The organism is Flavobacterium sp. (assembly GCF_027484205.1).
Classification (GTDB): Bacteria; Bacteroidota; Bacteroidia; order Flavobacteriales; family Flavobacteriaceae; genus Flavobacterium.
In genome coordinates this window covers 58,478-78,971 of the sequence record NZ_JAIXUB010000012.1, presented here as the reverse complement: position 1 = coordinate 78,971, position 20,494 = coordinate 58,478, and the positions used below count along the sequence as shown (strand labels likewise).

Sequence of the window (20,494 nt, the reverse complement as noted above, 5' to 3'; positions counted from 1 at the left end):
GTTGTTCCTGTTTGTGCATAAACATAAATAGTTTGTGAACTTGTAATTGATGTTCCTGCGGATAATGTTGTTCCTGTTCCGCCTGAAGCTGTATGATAGCTCTGTCCTGCTGGTAAAGCCGGTAAAATATAACTATCACAAGCTGTTACATCGGATGGATTTGGTGAAACTGGTGTAGCGTTTATTGTGACGATAATTTCTTGGAAATCTCGACAAGTTGCTAAAGTTGGTGTAGGATTTAAGATTGCATAAACATAATAAGTTCCTGCCACACTTGGCAATGAACCTGCTGTTCCTAATAAAGGTGCATCATAAGTTGCAGTTCCTGCAACTGGAGTTACATTACCTAATAAAGTTCCACCAGAATACATTGCTGATCCTGTTTGAGGAGTTGTAAAATAAACATATGAAATAGAACCCGAGGTATCTGTTGAAACTGCAAATGGTGTTGGATTTGCTGTTGCATTCAAACAAAACGTTTGATCACCATTGTCATTAGTTACTGTTTCACAGGTACAAATAACTCTGTCAATTGTAAAAGAAGTGGTAAATATACAACCTGAATTATTATCTTCTATACTAGCATAAATTGTTTGAGGAAAAGGAGCAACTCCTGGATAATTAGATGGATTAGGAATTACAATTCCACCTGTTCCATTTTGAGCTTGAGCTAAAGAAGTATGATAAGAAATAGTATAATCTGTTAGTCCATTTAAAATTACAGGTGTATTTACATTTAAATTAAAAGGATCTAAATCACAGGCTATTAAATTATTAGGAGTTCCTGTCGCTGGTGGTGTTGCAGGATTTATAATAACAGTATCGGTTCCGTTAGCAACACAACCTGGTTTATTGACAACTACAGTGTAGGTTCCAGGAGCTGTAACTGTGATTATTTGAGTTCCAGGATTAACGAAACCTGGAACTGTTGAACTCCAAACATAAGAAGTTGCACCAGTAATATCAGCATCTAAATTCAAAGATGAACCCTGACAAATTTCAACATCTGGACCCAAGTCTATGGGACATACAATATTACAATCTGTTGATCCTGCACCAGCTGCACCTGCATTTGTTTGTGTAACAGTAATATTTCCTGCTGCACCACTATAATTAGTTAAAAGAACAACATAAATATCTCCTACAACGGCACTAGGTAAAGTGAAATTTTCAATAGCTGCTGCAGAAAAACTACAACTTACACTGGTTGTAGGATTTAAAAATCCTGGGCCACAATAAGGAAAAGGCGCACTTGTGTCTATTGGTCCTGCAAATGGTCCCCATAAAATATAATCTACATCTATAGGAGTGCCTCCTGTAGAAGTTTGAGATATTTGAAAATTAATATTTCCAGCCACTCCGATTTGCATAAAAAACCATGCAGGATTTGGTTGAGAACCTAAACATTCATAATTTATTCCAGTTTCTGAAACAGTTCCAGTTGAGTTTGGAAAAGTTAAAGAAGCTCCTCCAGCACAAAAGGGATCAGTATTCGCACAATTCGAACCTTGAGCGTAAACATCTGAAAATATTGAACTTAATAAAAGAAAAAGAAATAAAAGGTAACTTTTTTTCATTGCAAACTAATTTTTGAGATGCGAAATTTACATAAATTTAATATTATTTTATCTTAAAATTTTATTTTTTTTCAAACTTCCATTTTTCAATCAATTATGTTATCAATAATATTTATATTTGCTTTTCAAAAAAAATTGTAAAATCTAAATAATTATAATGATTCACAACGAAGACTTATCTGATGAAATTGGAAATAATCATATTGCTACAAATTCTGAAAACCCTCTAAGAAAAGACGCTTTCATTCTTTCTGATGAAGAAAAAATTGAAGCTATCAAGAAAGATGTCGAAAGTATTTTGAACACTCTTGGTATGGACTTGACTGATGATAGTTTGAAAGGTACTCCAAATAGAGTTGCAAAAATGTTTGTAAAAGAAATATTTGGTGGACTTAATCCAAATAAAAAGCCAAGTTCATCAACTTTTGAAAACAAATACAAATACAATGAAATGCTTGTTGAAAAAAACATAACTGTATATTCAACTTGTGAACATCATTTATTGCCAATTGTGGGTAGAGCTCATGTAGCCTACATTTCAAATGGTTCCGTTGTTGGTTTATCAAAAATGAACAGAATTGTAGACTATTTTGCTAAAAGACCTCAAGTGCAAGAGCGATTAACGATGCAAATTGTTGAAGAACTGCAAAAAGTTTTAAACACTAAAGATGTGGCTTGCGTTATAGATGCTAAACATTTATGTGTGAACTCCAGAGGAATTAGAGATATTGAAAGTAGTACTGTAACTGCAGAATTTGGAGGAAGATTTAAAGAAGAAAACGTTAAAAGAGAATTTTTAGATTATATTAAATTAGATACTTCGTTTTAAGATATAAGTTGTTACATTGACTACGCTCAGTGTAACAAAACTTAAAACCAATTATTCATAAAGAACAACTTAATTCTAAAATAGCCCTGATAGTAATGAAAATCCTTGCGTCGAAAAAAAGTATTTTTTCTTGATTTAGAAAAGCGACCAAAGGAAGCTCTTTATAAATTATAGAAAAAAAGTTTTTACAAGCAAGATTGAAATGGATAGCAGGAATAGCTTCATAAAAAATAAAAAATATGTCTTTATATAAAAACCATACGCTTAAAGTATATAATTCTCTTAGTGGTGAGAAAGAAGTTTTTACGCCTTTACATGAAGGAGCGATTGGAATGTATGTTTGTGGACCTACGGTTTATAGCAATGTTCATTTAGGAAATGTGAGAACTTTTATGAGTTTTGACGTTATTTATAGGTATTTATTGCATTTAGGTTATAAAACTAGATATGTTAGAAATATTACAGACGCAGGACATTTAACAGATGATGGTGATGTAAACAACGATAGATTTGTAAAGCAATCGCGTCTTGAGAAGTTAGAACCGATGGAAGTGGTTCAAAAATATACAGTTGATTTTCATAAGGTATTGGATAATTTTAATTTTCTTCCACCAACAATTGAACCTACTGCAACAGGTCATATTTTAGAACAAATTGAACTTACCGAAAAATTAATTAAAGATGGTTTTGCATACGTAAGTCAAGGTTCGGTTTATTTTGATGTATTGGAATACAACAAAAGAGGTTTGAATTATGGTGAGTTAAATAACAGAAATGTAGAAGAATTACTTGCCAATACTCGTGACCTTGATGGACAAAACGAAAAGAAAAATCCTCAAGATTTTGCGCTTTGGAAGAATGCTTCTCCTGTACATATTATGCGTTGGAATTCTCCTTGGGGTGAAGGCTTTCCGGGTTGGCATTTAGAATGTACCGCAATGAGTACAAAGTATTTAGGAGAAAAATTTGATATTCATGGTGGCGGAATGGATTTAAAGTTTCCACATCATGAGTGTGAAATTGCTCAAGGTAAAGCTTGCAATGGTGTTGCACCAGTTTCTTATTGGATGCATACCAATATGCTTACTATGAATGGGTTAAGAATGAGTAAATCAACTGGGAATTATATTCTTCCAATGGAATTGATTAATGGCGAAAATGACTTTTTTGAGAAAGCATTTCATCCAAATATTGTTCGTTTTTGTTTTCTTCAAGCACATTACAGAAGTGTTTTAGATATTTCTAACGAGGCAATGATTGCTAGTGAAAAAGGATTTAGCAGATTGATGGATGGTATTGCAATTTTGAATGATTTAACTCCTAGCACTACTTCTACTCTTGATGTAAAATCCTGGAGTAAAAGTTGTTATGATGCTATGGATGATGATTTTAACACACCAATATTAATTGCACAATTATTTGAAGGAATTCGTTTTGTGAATGTACTAAATGACAAGCGTGAAACTATTTCTTCTGAAGATTTGGAATTACTAAAACAAACCTTAACAACTTTTACGTTTGATGTTTTAGGAATTAAAGACGAAAAAGCAATGGGCAATAATTCAGATAAACTTGATGGAGTTGTAAACATGTTAATTACAATGCGTGAAGAAGCTAGAGCCAATAAAAACTGGGCATTATCTGATGAAATTCGTGATAAATTGTTAGCATTAGGAATTCAATTGAAAGACGGAAAAGACGGAACTTCCTTTAGTATTCAGTAATCAGTTCTAAGTGGTCAGTGATAGTGTTCAAAAATAGATTAACTATTTATGTTTAAGAAAATAATTATTTTTCCTTTTTATATTCTTATCCGTTTTTACCAAGAAGCGATATCACCATTTACGCCAGCTACATGCAGATTTGAACCATCATGTTCTAGTTATTTTATTGAAGCATTGAAAATTCATGGTTTATTTTATGGAACATATCTTGGTGTGAAACGTATTTTGAGTTGTCATCCATGGGGTAAAACTGGTTATGATCCTGTTCCAGAAAAAAAATGTTCTCACAAATAAAATATAATAGCAATTTGTTTTCTTATTAATATTGTTACTTTTGATATAAATAAATTTTAAAAATATGATTTGGAATCCATCTGAAGGAATTGATTTAGGTCCACTAACAATACGTTTTTACAGTTTAATGTTTGTAGTTGCCTTTGGTTTAGGTTGGTATATTATGAAGCGTATATTCATTAAGGAAAACTTGTCTTTAGAAAAATTAGACACCCTTTTTGTTTGGACCGTTTTAGCTACACTACTTGGAGCAAGATTAGGTCATGTATTTTTTTATGACTGGGAATATTTCAAAAATAACCCAATGGAAATTTTACTTCCATTTAAATTTCAACCTGAGTTTCATTTTACAGGATTTCAAGGATTAGCAAGTCATGGTGCAGCAATTGCAATTATTATTGCTATGTATTTTTACAGTAAAAATGTTGCCAAAAAACCAATTCTTTGGGTTTTAGATAGAGTTGTAATTCCTGTTTCGTGTGGTGCAATTTTTGTTAGGCTGGGAAATTTTTTCAATTCTGAAATTGTGGGAAATATTACATCTTCAGAATTTGGTGTACGCTTTATTAGAGACAAATTTTCTTCAAATGACGTCATGAACATAACAGGAATTAAAAATACGAATGAAGCTTATTCTGCTCTTGTAAACAATCCAAAATACATCAGCTTTCTTAACCAAGTACCTCTGAAACATCCTGCTCAATTATATGAAGCATTTTTCTATATTTTTGTATTTGCTATTTTAATGTTCTTGTATTGGAAAACAAATCTTAAGGAAAAACACGGATTAATTTTTGGTGTATTCTTAGTACTACTTTGGACAGTTCGTTTCTTTGTAGAAAATGTTAAAGAAAGTCAAGGAGGAATTGAAAAGAGTTTAGGTCTTTTCTCTACGGGACAGTGGCTGAGTATTCCTTTTATTTTACTCGGTGTAGTATTTATCTTCCTTGCTGAAAAACCACTACCAAAAGATTTATTTAAAGACAATGATGTAAATCCTGATAAACTATTTTAAATACTCAATTTAATAATAAACAAAAGAGGTCAATTGAAATTCAATTGACCTCTTTTGTTTTGCTTAATAATAGGTTATAAAACGAATTAATCTAAAAACAATTCCATTAGAACTTGTGAACGTATTAAATAATAAAGTTAATTCTCATTTAATTAAGTATCACATAATAGCAATCTTTCTAAATGTAAAATCAATACTGTACAAGTTATACTTGATATATAATTTAAACTAAAAATAAAAATGCCATACATCTCTGTATGGCATTCTTTATATATTGTTTGTATAACTAATTAAGCATTTGCATCAGCGTGACGTTTTTCAACTTCGTCAACATCTGCTTTTTTCATTGAGTCAACTAACACTGGAGTTGCAATGAATAAAGATGAATAAGTTCCAACGATAATACCTACAAGCATTGCAAATATAAATCCTCTAATAGATTCACCACCAAAGATAAACATGATTAATAATACTAAAATCATAGTCAATGAAGTATTCAATGTTCTTGATAATGTAGTATTAATAGATGCGTTTACAATTTCTTTGAAATTTCCTTTTCTGTTACCAGCTAAGAATTCTCTAATTCTATCAAATACAATTACGGTATCGTTCATTGAGTATCCAATAACTGTTAAAATAGCAGCAATAAAATGTTGATCCATTTCCATGTGGAAAGGCATCACTTTATACAATAATGAATATAAACCTAATACAAAAATAACGTCGTGTAAAACGGCAGCAATTGCTCCTAAAGAATATTGCCATTTACGGAACGAAATTACTAAGTAAAGACCAACAACTAACATAGCTCCAATAACTGCCCAAAACGAGTTGGTTTTGATATCGTTAGAAATAGCTGCTCCAACTTTAGAAGCTTGAAGAACTCCAACTTGTTTTCCATCATAAGTATTGATGAAATTTTCATAAGAAGTACTAGTGTAATATTTACCTAAAACTTTGTATAATTTTTCATTAACTTCTCTATCGATTTCAGTTCCTTCGTCTTTGATTCTGTATTTTGTAGTAATTTTCAATTGATCATCATCACCAAATACTTTTGCTTCAACAGCAGTACCAAATTCTTTAGACAACTCTTCTGAAATAACGGTTGGTTCAACTACTTTTTCAAATTTAACTTGGAAAGTTCTACCTCCAACAAAGTCAACACCTTCATCAAGACCATTAATAAAGAAAATAGAAATTAAACTCACAACAACAACTGCAGAAGAGAATAAATAAGTCCATTTTTTAACTCCAATAAAATCAAAGTGAAAACCTGTAAACCAATTTTTAGTCATCTCAGTTGAGAACATTAATGATTTATTTCTTTCAATATCTCTATCGATAAAAATTCTTGCAATAAAAATTGATGTAAATAATGATGTAATAATACCAATAAGTAATGTTAAAGCAAAACCTTGAATTGGTCCTGTACCGAAAATAAATAAAATTGCTCCAGTTAAAACGTGAGTTACGTTAGCATCAATAATTGAACGCATTGCTCCTTTCCAACCGTAAGATGCTTTTACAGCTTCAGCTAAAGTTTTACCTTCACGTAATTCTTCTTTTGCACGTTCATATATAATGATGTTAGCATCAACCGCTGTACCTAATGTTAAAACGATACCTGCGATACCTGGTAATGTTAATACAAAACCAAATGCTGCCATAATTCCAAATAAGAAAAGTAAATTTAATAATAAAGCTACATTAGCATACCAACCTGCTCTACCATAATAGAATACCATCCATAAACATACTAATAAGAAACCAACGATTGACGAAAGCATACCTGCATCAATTGCTTTTTGTCCTAATGATGGTCCTACAACCTCAGATTGAACAATTTCAGCAGCAGCTGGTAATTTACCTGCTCTTAAAACGTTAGCTAAATCTTTAGTTTCTGTTAAATCAAAATCACCTGAAATTTCAGATCTTCCACCAGCAATTGGTCCTGAAGAAACTCCTGGAGCAGAATACACAACATCATCAAGTGCAATTGCAATATAACCTTTTTGAGTAAATGCTCTACCTGTTAATTCTTCCCAAACTTTAGCACCAGCACCGTTCATTTGCATTGAAACTGCTGGTTTTCCTGTTTGATCAAATGTATCACTTGCATCAGTAATAACTCCACCACTTAACGGTGCAACGTCATCACGATTTGATTTTAAAGCATATAGTTCAAAAGTTTCAGTAACTTTCTTTGTTTTTTCGTCTGTTAATTTAGAACCTTTACTCCATGCAAATTTAGCATAACGCTTATCAGCAGGAAGTAATGCTTTGATATCTTTTCTTTTTAAATAACTGTTTACTTTAGCAGTATCCGAAACAGCTACAACTCCAAGAACTGGTCCACCACCTTGAGATACAAATTTATCTAATAATGGATTGCTTCCACCTTTTGCAGCAGCAGTTGAATCTTTTGCGTCAGCATCCGTTAATAATTTTGATAAAGTATCTTCTTTAACTGTTTTTACTTCTTTAGTAGCAACTGTTTTTTCAGAAGCTTTTAAAGCTTCGTTAGCCGACATTAAAAATGGGCCAATTTCCTCTACTTTATAAGTTTCCCAAAACTCTAATTGAGCTGTACTTGATAATAATTTTTTAATTCTATCTACATCTTTTGCACCTGGAAGTTCTACAAGAATTCTTCCTGTTTGTCCAAGTTTAGCAATATTTGGTTGTGTTACACCAAATTTATCGATACGACTTCTTAATACTCCAAAAGCAGATTCTACTGATTCGTCAACTTTTTTTCTGATTACCTTTTTTACTTGATCATCAGTCATATTAAAGTTAATTTCGTCAGAAAGATTTCTGTTAGCAAAAATATCTGGTGAAGCTAATTTTGTTGAACCATTTGAAACTCTATCAAACTCTGTAAAAAATGCATCAAGATACGATTGATTACCTTGTTGGTTTTTCTTAGCATCTTCTAACGCTTTGTTGAAAGCAGGATTTTTAGAATTGTTTGCAAGACCTTTCAAAACATCTTTAATTGAAATTTGAAGAATTACGTTAATTCCTCCTTCAAGGTCAAGACCTTTGTTGATTTGCTTACTTGCTACTTCTTCATAAGTGTAGTCAATAAGACCAAACATTTTAAAAACACTTTTGTTTTTAATGTCGTTTAGATATGCTACCTCTTTTTCTTGGTTTCCTTTTGCAAAAGCTTTGGCATCATTTTGAACACCATTTGATACAAATGTGAAAGAAAGTTGGTAAATACTTACCAGTGCAAATAGAATTGCGAAAAATTTAATAAGTCCTTTATTCTGCATTATTACTAAAAATTAATTAATTTTTGTTTGTTGGTATTTCAAAAAGTCAATAAACATATGGTAAATTACTGATTTTCAATAAAAATCATTAAAAATACCTATCTACACGTTTTTTGAAACGTGCAAATATATAATTAACCTAAAGATTAACAAATTATTTAGGGATTAATATCAAAAAAAGTAGTTAATCTTTTTTACGATAAATAAAATAGGGAATTACTTATTTCGAATCAGCTTTTTTGCTATATCAATTAATTCCAATTGATTTTTATTTACGAATGAAAATCCAGCTTGAAGCAATTCAAAAATATTTTCTTTAGAAGTGTCATCCATTTCTGGTGAAGCATTTTGCAACGAAGGCATCAATCGATGGTAGTTTTTATGATTTCTTTGTCCTAACGTTTCATACATTTTTCGCAAATGATAATCTACTGTCTCAACATTTGAGGAAAGTAAAATATCAATTAATGGTGAAATCCACTTGAGTTTACCACCGTATTCAAACTCTTCAAATTTATATTCTTTCAAAACTGTTCCTGTACCAACAGAAACAATTATCATATCTTTAATTGAAGGTTTATCGGGCTTTTGTTTATCCTTTAGAACTTTAGAAAAGTCAATTTTTCTTGCTTCCGCATAAGCGCATAACGCCGGATTATTTGCATAAACTCCTCCGTCAATTAATGCAAATTCTTGACCATACAATGATTTTATTTGTGCCGGTTCAAAATAAGTTGGCGCAGCTGATGTTGCTCGACATACATCTTTTACATAAAAATTTTCCAAAGGCTCGTGTGCCTCATGACTAGTAAAAAACTTTGCTTTTCGTTGATTAATGTCATAAGAAGTTATTAATGTGGGCTTTATTAATTCTTTTAGTTGAAGATTTCCAAAAACTACTTGTAGTTGATTTTCAATATTCTTATCCGATATTTTTTCATCAAACAACCCAAAAGGATTGATTAATTTTTCCCAAAACGAAACCTCAAAAATAGCATCACCTTTATGTGCATACAAATCTAATGCTTCTTGAACCGAATACTTAGCATGTTTACTATTGTCAGGAACTAAAAGAATTGCGGCTAAAAGTCCTCCTGTGCTACTTCCGGCAATTAAATCAAAATAATCGCCAAGACGTGCATTTGGGTTATCCAATTTTTGTAATTGCTCTTCTATAAATTTTAATATAACGCACGAAATAATCCCACGTATTCCTCCACCATCTAAACTCAGAATTGTAATCTTTTTTGACATAAATATAACTTACTTTACAAACCTACAATCAAAGCTTTTGCTGTAGTTTCAACAATGGTTTTTAGAATATTATTTTTTAAATTATTTAATTTTATTTTTGATAATCCTGCGGTTTGTAGAGCGTTTAAACCTAAAAGTGAATGCTGACTTTTTACTAACCATTCAAACTCTTCCTGATTAATTGATCCTTCTGAAAGCAATACCGACCAACGTTCTAATTTTTCTTTTGATGATTTTAGAAATGCATTCAAATCTTTTTGCAACTCAGGAATATAATCTTTAAACTTGTCTTTAGAAATTAAAAGTATTTGTTCTTTTATTTCGTTCAATAATTTTTCTATATCCATGATTTACATTATTTAGTTTTAATTAAATCTAACAATAAATTTGCCGATTCTTTATCTTTTTTTACTTCATATTGAATCAATAAATCCAAAGCTTCCATAGTTTGCTTTTTAGCTTCAATTGCAAATGCTGGCGACAGTTTTTCTTTTTCTTGCCATCTATTAAAAAATCCTGCAAGAAGATTTTTTTCTTTATCATTCAAAATCGTCCACATGGCAAATGTAATTTCGTTATTCGGTTTATTTTTTTCATATTCAACTAATTTTTGAACTTCTAACAACAGTTTTTCAACCGCAATTTTGTTATCAGTATAAGAAGTTGACGATTTATCCATCAAGTTAGACGTTTCAACTTTAATTTCAGTCGTTTTTTGATAAGAATAGTGATCAAAAAGCGCTGTTTTTGTTGCCGTACAAGAAGACAAAACAACCATTAGAATTATTAGAAAAGGTGACTTTTTCATACTCATTTTTTATTATTATTAAACTCTTTTTTAAAACCATTTAGTAAACTAAGCTCATTAAGATTTTTTGAAAAAGCTTTTAAACCTCAACTGCTTAATTACAATCTACTTCCTACTTCCTACTTCCTACTTCCTACTTCCTACTTCCTACTTCCTACTTCCTACTTCCTCTCAAACCCTAATCCCATTCGCAATAATCTCTTCATTCAAACTCCAGTTACCCGATTTTATTTGGTTTTTAAAACATTGTGTTCTGTAAATGGTTTTCTGTAAAATTGGTCTTGTATGATTTTCTAACCAACTGTGACGAACATCAACATATTGTTTGATCCATTTTTTTTCATCGCCACCATTTACTGGAATATTCTCTGGAAAACGCTCTCTCAAAAAAGCAGGAACTGTACCCGAATGTATAAAACTATCATAAATAACCAACAAACTCAAACCAAGAGTAAACTTGTTTTTTTCGAAAAAATGCAACGCAGGTTGATAATATAAAGTATCAAAAAAAACATCTTGACTTACTTTCATAACTTCATCTTCACGAGCCGATTTACGCAATAGGTTTTTAAACTTTGAGTTATCCCACAATGGTTTTTTACCTAAATCGAGAATATAAGGTTTAAAATCGTTAGCAAATTTTCCTTTATTAGCCACATACAATTGCAACAATGCCTTTAAATTTCCTTGTTCAGTGGTTTGACTTCTTCCAAAAGTAATTTGTTTACTATTATTTTTTCCGTCTTTATACACTACCAGCAAGTCATATTTTCCTTGCTTACTACCTGTTTCAAAAACATTGACTACTTGCAGTATTTTTGATTTTTGAGTCGATGAAATCATAATGATGGTTTATTGGTTAAATGTAATAAAATCGATTGATGTTTTAAATTTTGTAATAAAATATTTATTCCTTTTTTAACGCAGCTTGAATTTAAACTTTTTCATATAATAAGTAGCTTTTCAGTAGAACATTTTTTTTAATGAAATACTTTAATAATAATTTATCCTTGTGGACTTAAAGGCTCATAAAAATCACCTCTTTCATGATTACCATAGTACTTTTCCTCATCTTCTTGAGTAGCAGGTACAAGATATAAAGGATAGTAATAATCATAAAATCGTTTTATTTTTTCATAAAAATCATAAAAATCAACCAACACTCTATCATATTTATTTCTTGCATTCACTATAAATTCTTGACCAAAAAAAGTAACTTTTTCATCATATCTATCAAGTTCGTGATCTACGAACTCTTTAGGATTATCTTTTGATAATTCTTTAATTTTTAATTCCATCTCTTGTAATAACTCTAAAAATAAAGCACTTTTAGGTTCTAATTTAATAGCTTCATTCCCAAACTTATTACCTAATACTTTTTCAAATATAACTCTCTCATAATTTGTTAGGTTACTAATATTTGAATTCCCACCTGGATAATCTTCTGCAACAATCATATATCCTTTATCTGTATGTAAAGTATTAGAATAACCATGATTTCTGTAATCTTGCACCGCAACTATTACATATTTTAACCTTTTATCTTCCATTTTATTATTTTATAAAAATCACTTCTAATTGTTTTAATAGATTTATATTATCATCAATATTTTCATAAACTTTCGGGTCAGAAACCACTACTGCTTTAGTAAACCCTTTGCTTTTAGCCCAACTTCCCGTAAATGTTTTAAATGCAGCTTCTTCAAGGTTTTCTTTAGTGATTTTTTTGCCTTTCATAGCTGCTTTTAAATCATACAGGTTAACAGATTCTGAATTAGGAAAATCTTTATAAGCAGAAGATTTTAACCATTCTGCATAAATACCATCAAATTCCTTACCTAAATCTTTTTTCAAAACCGCAAAACCATCATCATACATTGTTTTTCCTAAACTAATATCGGTTAAACCTGTTTTGTTGGCTTGAAAAGTGTCATTTAATGCTTTTGGAACATATAAATCGGCATATAAAATATTTTTACCAACAGTTTCAGCTACTTTTGGTTTATCTGCCAAGGTTACAAAACATTCAAATCTTTCGCTTTTCAAATTTTGTTTTCTATTCCAGTTTTGAATGCCGTATAAATATTATTTAATACACATAAAGTTTTATTTTTATAAGAAAACCGCCTTTAAGGGTGGTCTATTTTAAGGATACTTCTTTTGGTCTTCTACCGTAGCTACTGAAATATACAAAGGATGTCCTTCTTCATAATTCTTTTTTAAATTATTATAAAACAGTTGGAAATAATATAATTTAAGGTCCTTTCTATGTTTCTTAATATTATGATGGTAATACTCTCCTAAAAACTCTTCTACATCTTCATATTTCATGTCCCAATCATTATCTGGGTCACGACGTTCTTCTCTATATGCTCTGACATAAGTTAGCGGGTCGTGCTGATGTTCATCAGGTACTTTTTTTATTGTTTTGAGTACTTCTCTTATTTTATTTTCTACTGCATCTACTATAAAACCCCATGTTTTGGGTTCGTAATAAAAATCCTTCTTTCCAAAATCTTCTCCTAATAATTCTTCAAAAACTTCTTTACTAAAGTCATATTTATTTAGTGCCATGTCTTTATACTTACTAACACATACTGCCGTTCCTTTTTCCGACGCCGCTGAATCCATAAAACCAAAAATCTTATAGTCTTGTCTCGATAATACAAGATAATCCATTTGCTCCATAATATATAGTTTATTTATAATAAATTATTTTTAAGTCTTTTAAATTATTAATATTGTTACCTATGTCAATTGTGAATTCTTTGACTGTTGTTACCAATTTAATTTTATCAAACCCTTTTTCTTTAGCCCATTTGTATGGTGTCATTTGTTTTACAGCTTCTATAACATTCTCTTCTGTAATCTGTTTGCCTTTCATTGCTTCTTTAAATTTGGTTAAATTTACTGATTCGCCTCCAAATGCAACATATGAATCATTTTTAACGTATAATCCATAAATTCCATCAAATTCCTTGCCTAAATCTTTTTTCAAAACCGCAAAACCATCATCATACATTGTTTTTCCTAAACTAATATCGGTTAAACCTGTTTTGTTGGCTTGAAGGGTAGTGTTCAAGTTTGGTGCAACCATAAAATCTCCAGTATAATAATTTTTTCCATTTTCTTTTACAATATAAACTTTACATTCAAATCTTTCCATTATATTGCTTTCATCTGAATTCCATTTACTTTTATAATGTAAATTTGGACTTAACTCATCAATTTCATAGGAATATCCTCCTTCTTTAGGTTTTCTAATGAGCATCCCTACAGGAGTTTCCCCAGTTTGAGAATGTAATCTTTTTTTAGATAAAACAGTTCCTGTATTTTCAAAAAACTCTTCTACACCTTGTACACCTTTTGCTTTTAAGATCTTTGCTGCATCATCTAAAAATAATTTAACCTTTGCAGGAGAATCTGTAAATATTTCTACACCTTTATAAAAAACCGTTTCAGTATTTGTCTTAGTTAGGTTTTTTAGATAGAAAAATATATTTTTTGATACATTTAATGCTCCATCTAAAGCCGCAGCTGAAAAACTGTATAATTTATTAAATCTTAAAGGTTCATAAACTATTTTTTCTGTTTGATTAGCAATTACCCTTAGCTCTTTCAATAATAATTCTATCTGCCTCGTTTCATCAAAATTTTCAGCAGCTTCTTTAAGAACTTTTTCTTTTGCAATTATCCTCGTTGCGCATACTTGCAATTTACTATACAAAGTCACAGAAAGTTCGCCAGAAAGAGCAATCATCTCAAAATAAAACAAGTACTTTGAGATTTCTCTACCTAGTTCAGTATCATCTCCTCCTGTTAGTTTTAATAAAACATTTACTGAGCCTGATGTAATTTCGGCTACGCCAGCAACTCCTTTTACGCCAGTTACAAATTTGGTAAATATTCTTGATTGTTTTGTTAATTTATTTCCAGAATCAAGCACTTTATAGAGTCGCCCAAATTTAACAATATTTCCAAAACCTGAAATGGTGGTTATCACATCTACTGTGTATTCGCCAGTTGTCATTACATTTTCCCAAAAGGCTTTTTCTGTGTGGGTGTGCAACAAAAATGCAGGCAATTTTGTAAAATTATTTTCCTCTTGCTCGGGATCTTTATAAATAAAAGTTGGGTTATCAGCATTTAATATGGCTACAGGTGCAAATGGATGATAACTGTATTCAAAAGTTTCTTTAATTTCAGTTGTCTCAGTTGTAACTCCGCCACGGCCGTTATCCTCTGTATTAGTTTCAAAAACACCTGTACCAACAGTTAAAGTTACTTCAATTTCATCATTTTTGTCCCAGTTAATTTTGGCATTATCAACATGAAAACCCAAAGATTTTTTTGATCGATAATCAAGTAACAAAGGATTTTTATCAGTGAAATTAATAAGGTGATTTTTTTCGGGTGTAAGTTCGGCATAAGTAGATTTTTTCCAAATATCCCAAAGGAAATTTAGAAGATTTTTATAGTTTTCGCCATCTATTCTATAAAAAAGTTTTTTTATAAATTGTTCTTTGTTTTTTGTTTTTCGGTTTATTAATTCGGCTAAAAAAATGTTTTTGTTTTCGTAGCTTTCATTTAATCCTTTTATTATTCTAACAGCAATACCTTCTTTATTAATGCCTGCATTAGTCAATGAATCATCTAACAATGCAATTAAAATTTCCCAAAGGATATTTCTATCAATTGCTTTAAATAGAAATATAGGAACATAATATAAAATTTCTAAAACTTGTATTCCGCTTGTAAATCGTAATTGACTATTGACAAAATTCATATAATCCTCAATTAATGCTTCACGACCATTAGTTGTACTTTGATCTTCGTCTTTAAATTCATCTATGTCAACAAAATTGTAAAAAATGGTTTGATTTAAAAACTCTGCCATAGCACCAAAACTCTTAAAGTTAAGAATCAATGCAGGATTATTTAAAGATTTATTAAACGGAATTCCTTTTTGATAATAGTTATAGCTTAGTTTGTAAGTATTATTTGTTATTGTTATTTTAGGTAATAAATGTACCAAACCAGGTTGTTCCATCTTTTCAAATGCAACAGATCTTTTTATAGCTGCATGTAACATTTGAGCTTTTGATGAAAATAATGATCTTAAAAATAAATCAGATTTATCAGAGGTATATCCTTCTTCGTCTTTAAAGTTAAAGTTATATACTCCATCAGTACTATTTGGAATATCATTTGGATGATAGGGAAATCTATCACTAAACACATAAGATTCTTCAAGTAGTAATTCAATTACAATATTGTTTCGTAAATCGTAATAGAAATTACCTCCATCTTTAATCTTAACAACATCAAATAAACTTTCATCTAACTCACCCCAAGGATCAGAAAGATGCCTTGGAATTTTTCCAAACATAGAAATTCCTGTAGTCTCATCGATGTACTTTACATAATATAAAAGTTCATTGTCTTGACAAAGCAAATATAAGTTTCCAATAATTTCATTACTTATATAGAGAAAACCATTTTCATTTTTAATAGCTTCTTTTTCAACAAAAATAAGTTCGTTTTCATCGTAAATTTCAGTTTGAACATAATTTTCTTCAACTTTCCTTGCAATAAAATTTTTATTTTTCAAAGAAGCTTCAACTGAACGTCTATCGAATTTTAAATAGTCAACTATTTCTTTAAAATCACTCATTCATTTTAATTTTAAAAACCACTTCCAACCAAAATACGTTGGAAGTGATTTAATTAGTTAATTATTAATTAGCATTTTCATCCATTGCATTTTTTATTGCTTGTAATGAAATTTGTGCAACAATTTGTCTAGGCGTATCATCAGTAGTTAATTGAAGATAACCGTTTTTTATGTCGATATTCTCAATATGTCTAATTTCCTCATGATTTGAGTTACCTATCAATGCTGAATTCGTTACTATCTGTGATCCTTGTGGCACTTCATCAGGGAATTCAAAATCGGTTAAATCATCATTATATGGTAATGCTTTGTCTACTTTTAATCCAATGCTTTCAGCTTGTAAAATAGTCATTGAAGTAGGAACACGTGTTGGCCATGCTAATCCCACTTTTTCGCCTTCCGTTTTTCTCATTTCATCAACAATAGACATGTACAATTCATCACCAATTACTGGTACTTCACCACCATTCCAAATTTGACCTGTTTGCATGTAGTATCTTACTGCTTCTTCAAATCCTGGTCTTACAGTAACAACCACTCTAGCCATACCACTTTGCATGAATGCTTTAAAAACATGGTCGTGAGTTTGATCGTACTGATACATTTCAACCCAGTTACTTCTATTTGCCCAATAGAAAGGATAGAAGTAGTAACTCATGATGTCCCACTCGAAGGCTTGTTCGATGAATTTAACAAAAGCAGCATAATTATCTAAGTCTGCTGTGTTATCTATCATTGCATTATTAAAACTTAAATTTGAATCAGCTGAATTGTTCTTTTTATAGAAATTTTTACCAAAAGTGTTTTTTGCATTTGGGTTGTTAGAAATCATATAAGAAATACAATTTTTTCTCAAAATAATATTTTCAATCTCTCTATAAAAACCAGGATTAGTTCCTAAAATTTGAACTCCATTTGCTGTTTCTATTGCTAAGTCTTCATTGTATTTTTGCAAAGCCTCTTCGTAAGCACTTATAATAGCATTGAAGGTTTCCATTTGCCATTCAAGTTTAGCCTCAGCCGTTAACTTGCAATTTACATTTGCTGTTATATCTCCTGCCACATGATTTCCGAGAGTATAAGAAACGGGAACTTCATTAATAAATGACTCAAAACTAACAGCTGGTGAAATTGTTGTTGAGTTTAATTTTAATACTTTTTGACGGAAACGATTTGTATCTGTTGCAGTAACATTTCCTATGGTCAAAGAAAGAATATTACCCTGATAATCATTATCACTAGAAGCACTAAATTGCCCAAAAGCACTAATTGCATAGTATCCTTCAGGAATTTTAATTTTACCATTTCCTGACATAGATTCAGTATGTCCTAATTTAGTACCCATTTTTCCACCCATAACACTAAAAGACTCTCCAACTGTAATGAACTCTTTAGGCATAGGTCTTACCTCAGCATTATAAATTCCAGCCCAATACTTTAATTTATCTTCTGTTAATTGGGAATAATTTTCTAATTTATAAGAAGTATCTGTTCTTGGATCTTGTGGTTTAGATAGAGCTTTTGCCTTGTTTTCATCAATTAAAGATGTCATAGCTAAGTTATGTAAACGAGCAGGTTCAGGAATTGAAAACTCAAACATCAAACGTTTGCCATAGTTTACAATTTGGTTTTTAAACACTTTGTCAACCCAACGATATACACCTACAACATGTTGATCACCTTTTCGGTTATCAAAACCATGTGTATTGTTTTCTTCAAACTCCTCTAAAACCTTAACTACTCGTTCTTCTTTTACTTTACTAACAATTCTGTCTAACGCTCTTTCCGTTATTTCTTTAGCATTGGTAACTGCTTGTCGTGTACTTTCTTCTTTAGAATTGTTTGTCGCAAAGTTTGCGCTTGTGCCTAAATGAAAACGTCCAGTTTTAGAGTTGTAATCTGTATTTACTCCAGCACTAAAATCCTTGCTATTAGCAATAACTTTAGCTACTTCGCTTTGCATTTCAAAACGATCTACCGTTGAAGTATCTGTTAATTCTTCTCTTTCTGTTTCTGATGATGTTGTATCTGTTACTTCTCTACGGCTTAATTTTCGAGTAGATTTTTCTTTAAACTCTCTAGCCATAATATTTTCAATATGGGCTACTTCACCTTCAATATATCCATGAATGGTTTGTTCTACCTTATTATAGTCAGCAATTCCAATTTGTTTCATGCCAAATCCTGTAGGAATAAAAGATAGTTCAGGTGCTACAGCAGACGTTCCTGTACTTCCACTCGGGCTATCAACATCACCTTCTAACTCTGTTGGTACAGGAAACTTAATAGTTCCTTTATATACTGATGCTAAAGCAAAATTTTGAATTACAACTGAAGCTGTTTGACCATTTGTGAACTGAAAGGTAATTGAAAGTTCTTTTAAATCGTTAGTTATTCCTGTCATTGAAAGGTTTAACATTGCATCATACCCAATATAATGTTTTACAACAGATGAATTTTTTAAGACAACAGAATCGTCAAGTCGAGTCATTTTATACTGAACCGCTGTAATTTTCCACAAAGCTTCAGGAATTCCAACCATAATCTGCAATCTTCTTGAAGTTGAAACAGAAAAATTCGATCCTCTACTGGTTTTAATTTCATATTCAAAAGGTTGTAATGGACTTGCTGTGTTTGGAACAACAATGGTCGTTCCACCAACAACTAATGATGTAGAACCATTACTAACTGCATTTTGAGTATAACTGTTATTGTTATCATCAATAAGTTGAGATATTACATTGTAAGTTGAAGAAAATGTAGTTTCGCTAGCTGGAAGAACCACTCTCAATTGTTCACCTCCATTATCTTCGTCTTCATCAACAGGATTAATGATACTTTTATAAGCTTCTAAGCTTTGAGCACTTAAATATTTTGATAAAAACTTAATATCCATTTCGTCAGTGTACGTAAACTCAAACTTAGGAAGTTCAGGCTCAGAAACAGTTGGTACTTGTTGACATGGATCTTCTGGATTATAAACTACATTTGGATCTCTAACCTCACACCAACTATTTTTTGCAGTTTCTAATTCAGCATAATATCTGTCTAATAAAGGTTTTATTGTAACTTTATAGGCATCATATTCAACATCATAAGCTTTTTGATACTCTTTTCTATATGCTTTTTCAGCAACTGCTAGTTCAGAGTGCAAACTTGTTAAAACATCAATATTTTGTTGTGCAATAGCTTGTTTCTCTAAAGATTGTAATATTGGGTTTGAAAATTGTACCTCTGTAGATTCTCCTTTTGAAGCAACCTTAGCGGCAACAATATTATTGTTTGCATTTTCAACGAAAAGTAATTTTGGTAAAACAACTTTAGCCAAAGCTCTTTCTTTGTGTGTTCCAACTTTAGTTTCTTCAATTACATGATTAGCAAGAATGAGTTGCATCAACAATTCTTTAGCATAAAAATCATTTTGAGTAACAACCTGATAAATGAGATTGTTCCATAAAACTTTTAAATCTAAATTAACTTCAGTTAATGCTTCAGCTTTACGTATTATTTCATCTTCTGTTGCTTTATAACGATTTTTAGAAAGCCATTTTGAAAACTCATATATTTCTTTATTAAGATTTTTCAAGTTGTCAACTTTCAATGCATTAGGAGCAAAACTATTTGCTGCATTTTGCAGTGCTTCTCTTTTAGTGGTATTTGCAGCTAAGTTATTAACTGCATTAAGAAATACCCCTTCAATTTTTCCCTTATCCGTAATAAATCCTGGATTTTTTTCAAAATCACTTGAAAGTTCTGGTGCTCTAAAGCTTACAAAACGAAAGAGCGTGTTTTTAATTTCATTGTTCATATAAATATTTTTTTAGATTTAAAGTAATAACGCACAAAAAAAAAAATATTGTAAGAAAATGAATAATTATAAAAAATTTAACAACTGAAATTAAAAAAAGTAAATAATACAATAACTTTTACTAAATTGATTTTCAAATATTTACCATTAATATTTAATATTAAAAGTAAATAATTCAATGATTATACATTTTAGAGTTATCAGAGCAAAGTCAGGAGACATTTTCG

14 protein-coding genes and 1 pseudogene are annotated in these 20,494 nt (G+C 30.7%); 4 read left to right on the top strand and 11 right to left on the bottom strand.

Annotated features, from left to right (window positions below):
- Positions 1-1,577 (bottom strand): annotated as a pseudogene (locus Q0049_RS04170) (hypothetical protein); the annotation flags it as partial.
- 157 nt (positions 1,578-1,734) lie between these two features.
- Here Q0049_RS04170 and folE point away from each other — a divergent pair.
- From folE to lgt, 4 genes are all read left to right on the top strand, one after another.
- A complete protein-coding gene (gene folE, locus Q0049_RS04165; protein ID WP_298116882.1) occupies positions 1,735-2,406 on the top strand; it encodes a GTP cyclohydrolase I FolE in 672 nt (223 codons plus the stop codon).
- A gap of 239 nt (positions 2,407-2,645) precedes the next feature.
- Entirely contained in the window at positions 2,646-4,130 is a 1,485-nt protein-coding gene (cysS, locus tag Q0049_RS04160) for a cysteine--tRNA ligase (protein ID WP_298116880.1), read from the top strand.
- 48 nt (positions 4,131-4,178) lie between these two features.
- The gene (gene yidD / locus Q0049_RS04155; protein WP_298116877.1) at positions 4,179-4,424 is read left to right on the top strand and encodes a membrane protein insertion efficiency factor YidD; all 246 of its coding nucleotides are present in this window, start codon (positions 4,179-4,181) and stop codon (positions 4,422-4,424) included.
- 64 nt (positions 4,425-4,488) lie between these two features.
- Positions 4,489-5,439 carry a prolipoprotein diacylglyceryl transferase gene (gene lgt, locus Q0049_RS04150; RefSeq protein ID WP_298116875.1) on the top strand — a complete coding sequence of 317 codons (951 nt, stop codon included), beginning with the start codon at positions 4,489-4,491 and terminating at the stop codon, positions 5,437-5,439.
- Between the two features lie 290 nt (positions 5,440-5,729).
- Here lgt and secDF read toward each other — a convergent pair whose 3' ends face one another.
- From secDF to Q0049_RS04100, 10 genes are all read right to left on the bottom strand, one after another.
- Positions 5,730-8,723 carry a protein translocase subunit SecDF gene (gene secDF / locus Q0049_RS04145; RefSeq protein ID WP_298116873.1) on the bottom strand — a complete coding sequence of 998 codons (2,994 nt, stop codon included), beginning with the start codon at positions 8,721-8,723 and terminating at the stop codon, positions 5,730-5,732.
- A 216-nt stretch (positions 8,724-8,939) separates the two neighbouring features.
- The gene (locus tag Q0049_RS04140; RefSeq protein ID WP_298116871.1) at positions 8,940-9,977 is read right to left on the bottom strand and encodes a patatin-like phospholipase family protein; all 1,038 of its coding nucleotides are present in this window, start codon (positions 9,975-9,977) and stop codon (positions 8,940-8,942) included.
- Between the two features lie 14 nt (positions 9,978-9,991).
- Positions 9,992-10,324, bottom strand: coding sequence for a hypothetical protein (locus tag Q0049_RS04135; protein ID WP_298116868.1), 333 nt, complete (start codon positions 10,322-10,324; stop codon positions 9,992-9,994).
- An 8-nt stretch (positions 10,325-10,332) separates the two neighbouring features.
- On the bottom strand, positions 10,333-10,785 hold the full coding sequence (locus tag Q0049_RS04130) for a hypothetical protein (protein ID WP_298116866.1): 453 nt from the start codon (positions 10,783-10,785) through the stop codon (positions 10,333-10,335).
- Positions 10,786-10,956: 171 nt separating this feature from the next.
- Positions 10,957-11,628: a chitosanase gene (locus tag Q0049_RS04125; protein ID WP_298116864.1), complete on the bottom strand. Its 672-nt coding sequence runs from the start codon at positions 11,626-11,628 to the stop codon at positions 10,957-10,959.
- 161 nt (positions 11,629-11,789) lie between these two features.
- Complete coding sequence (locus Q0049_RS04120) at positions 11,790-12,335, bottom strand: hypothetical protein (protein ID WP_298116862.1); 546 nt, start codon at positions 12,333-12,335, stop codon at positions 11,790-11,792.
- A 4-nt stretch (positions 12,336-12,339) separates the two neighbouring features.
- The gene (locus Q0049_RS04115; RefSeq protein ID WP_298116859.1) at positions 12,340-12,831 is read right to left on the bottom strand and encodes a hypothetical protein; all 492 of its coding nucleotides are present in this window, start codon (positions 12,829-12,831) and stop codon (positions 12,340-12,342) included.
- Positions 12,832-12,930: 99 nt separating this feature from the next.
- Positions 12,931-13,416 (bottom strand): hypothetical protein, encoded by a 486-nt coding sequence (locus Q0049_RS04110; protein ID WP_298116857.1) that lies wholly within the window; start codon positions 13,414-13,416, stop codon positions 12,931-12,933.
- Positions 13,417-13,483: 67 nt separating this feature from the next.
- Positions 13,484-16,459 carry a hypothetical protein gene (locus Q0049_RS04105; protein ID WP_298116855.1) on the bottom strand — a complete coding sequence of 992 codons (2,976 nt, stop codon included), beginning with the start codon at positions 16,457-16,459 and terminating at the stop codon, positions 13,484-13,486.
- A 64-nt stretch (positions 16,460-16,523) separates the two neighbouring features.
- Entirely contained in the window at positions 16,524-20,267 is a 3,744-nt protein-coding gene (locus tag Q0049_RS04100; RefSeq protein WP_298116853.1) for a hypothetical protein, read from the bottom strand.
- Positions 20,268-20,494: the final 227 nt, after the last annotated feature.

Bases quoted from the DNA above. Each gene is read 5' to 3' on its own strand.
- Q0049_RS04105 (WP_298116855.1), bottom strand. From the start codon at position 16,459: ATGAGTGATTTTAAAGAAATAGTTGACTATTTAAAATTCGATAGACGT.
- secDF (WP_298116873.1), bottom strand. From the start codon at position 8,723: ATGCAGAATAAAGGACTTATTAAATTTTTCGCAATTCTATTTGCACTG.
- Q0049_RS04140 (WP_298116871.1), bottom strand. From the start codon at position 9,977: ATGTCAAAAAAGATTACAATTCTGAGTTTAGATGGTGGAGGAATACGT.
- Q0049_RS04120 (WP_298116862.1), bottom strand. From the start codon at position 12,335: ATGGAAGATAAAAGGTTAAAATATGTAATAGTTGCGGTGCAAGATTAC.
- folE (WP_298116882.1), top strand. From the start codon at position 1,735: ATGATTCACAACGAAGACTTATCTGATGAAATTGGAAATAATCATATT.
- Q0049_RS04100 (WP_298116853.1), bottom strand. From the start codon at position 20,267: ATGAACAATGAAATTAAAAACACGCTCTTTCGTTTTGTAAGCTTTAGA.
- cysS (WP_298116880.1), top strand. From the start codon at position 2,646: ATGTCTTTATATAAAAACCATACGCTTAAAGTATATAATTCTCTTAGT.
- Q0049_RS04135 (WP_298116868.1), bottom strand. From the start codon at position 10,324: ATGGATATAGAAAAATTATTGAACGAAATAAAAGAACAAATACTTTTA.
- Q0049_RS04110 (WP_298116857.1), bottom strand. From the start codon at position 13,416: ATGGATTCAGCGGCGTCGGAAAAAGGAACGGCAGTATGTGTTAGTAAG.
- lgt (WP_298116875.1), top strand. From the start codon at position 4,489: ATGATTTGGAATCCATCTGAAGGAATTGATTTAGGTCCACTAACAATA.
- Q0049_RS04130 (WP_298116866.1), bottom strand. From the start codon at position 10,785: ATGAAAAAGTCACCTTTTCTAATAATTCTAATGGTTGTTTTGTCTTCT.
- yidD (WP_298116877.1), top strand. From the start codon at position 4,179: ATGTTTAAGAAAATAATTATTTTTCCTTTTTATATTCTTATCCGTTTT.
- Q0049_RS04125 (WP_298116864.1), bottom strand. From the start codon at position 11,628: ATGATTTCATCGACTCAAAAATCAAAAATACTGCAAGTAGTCAATGTT.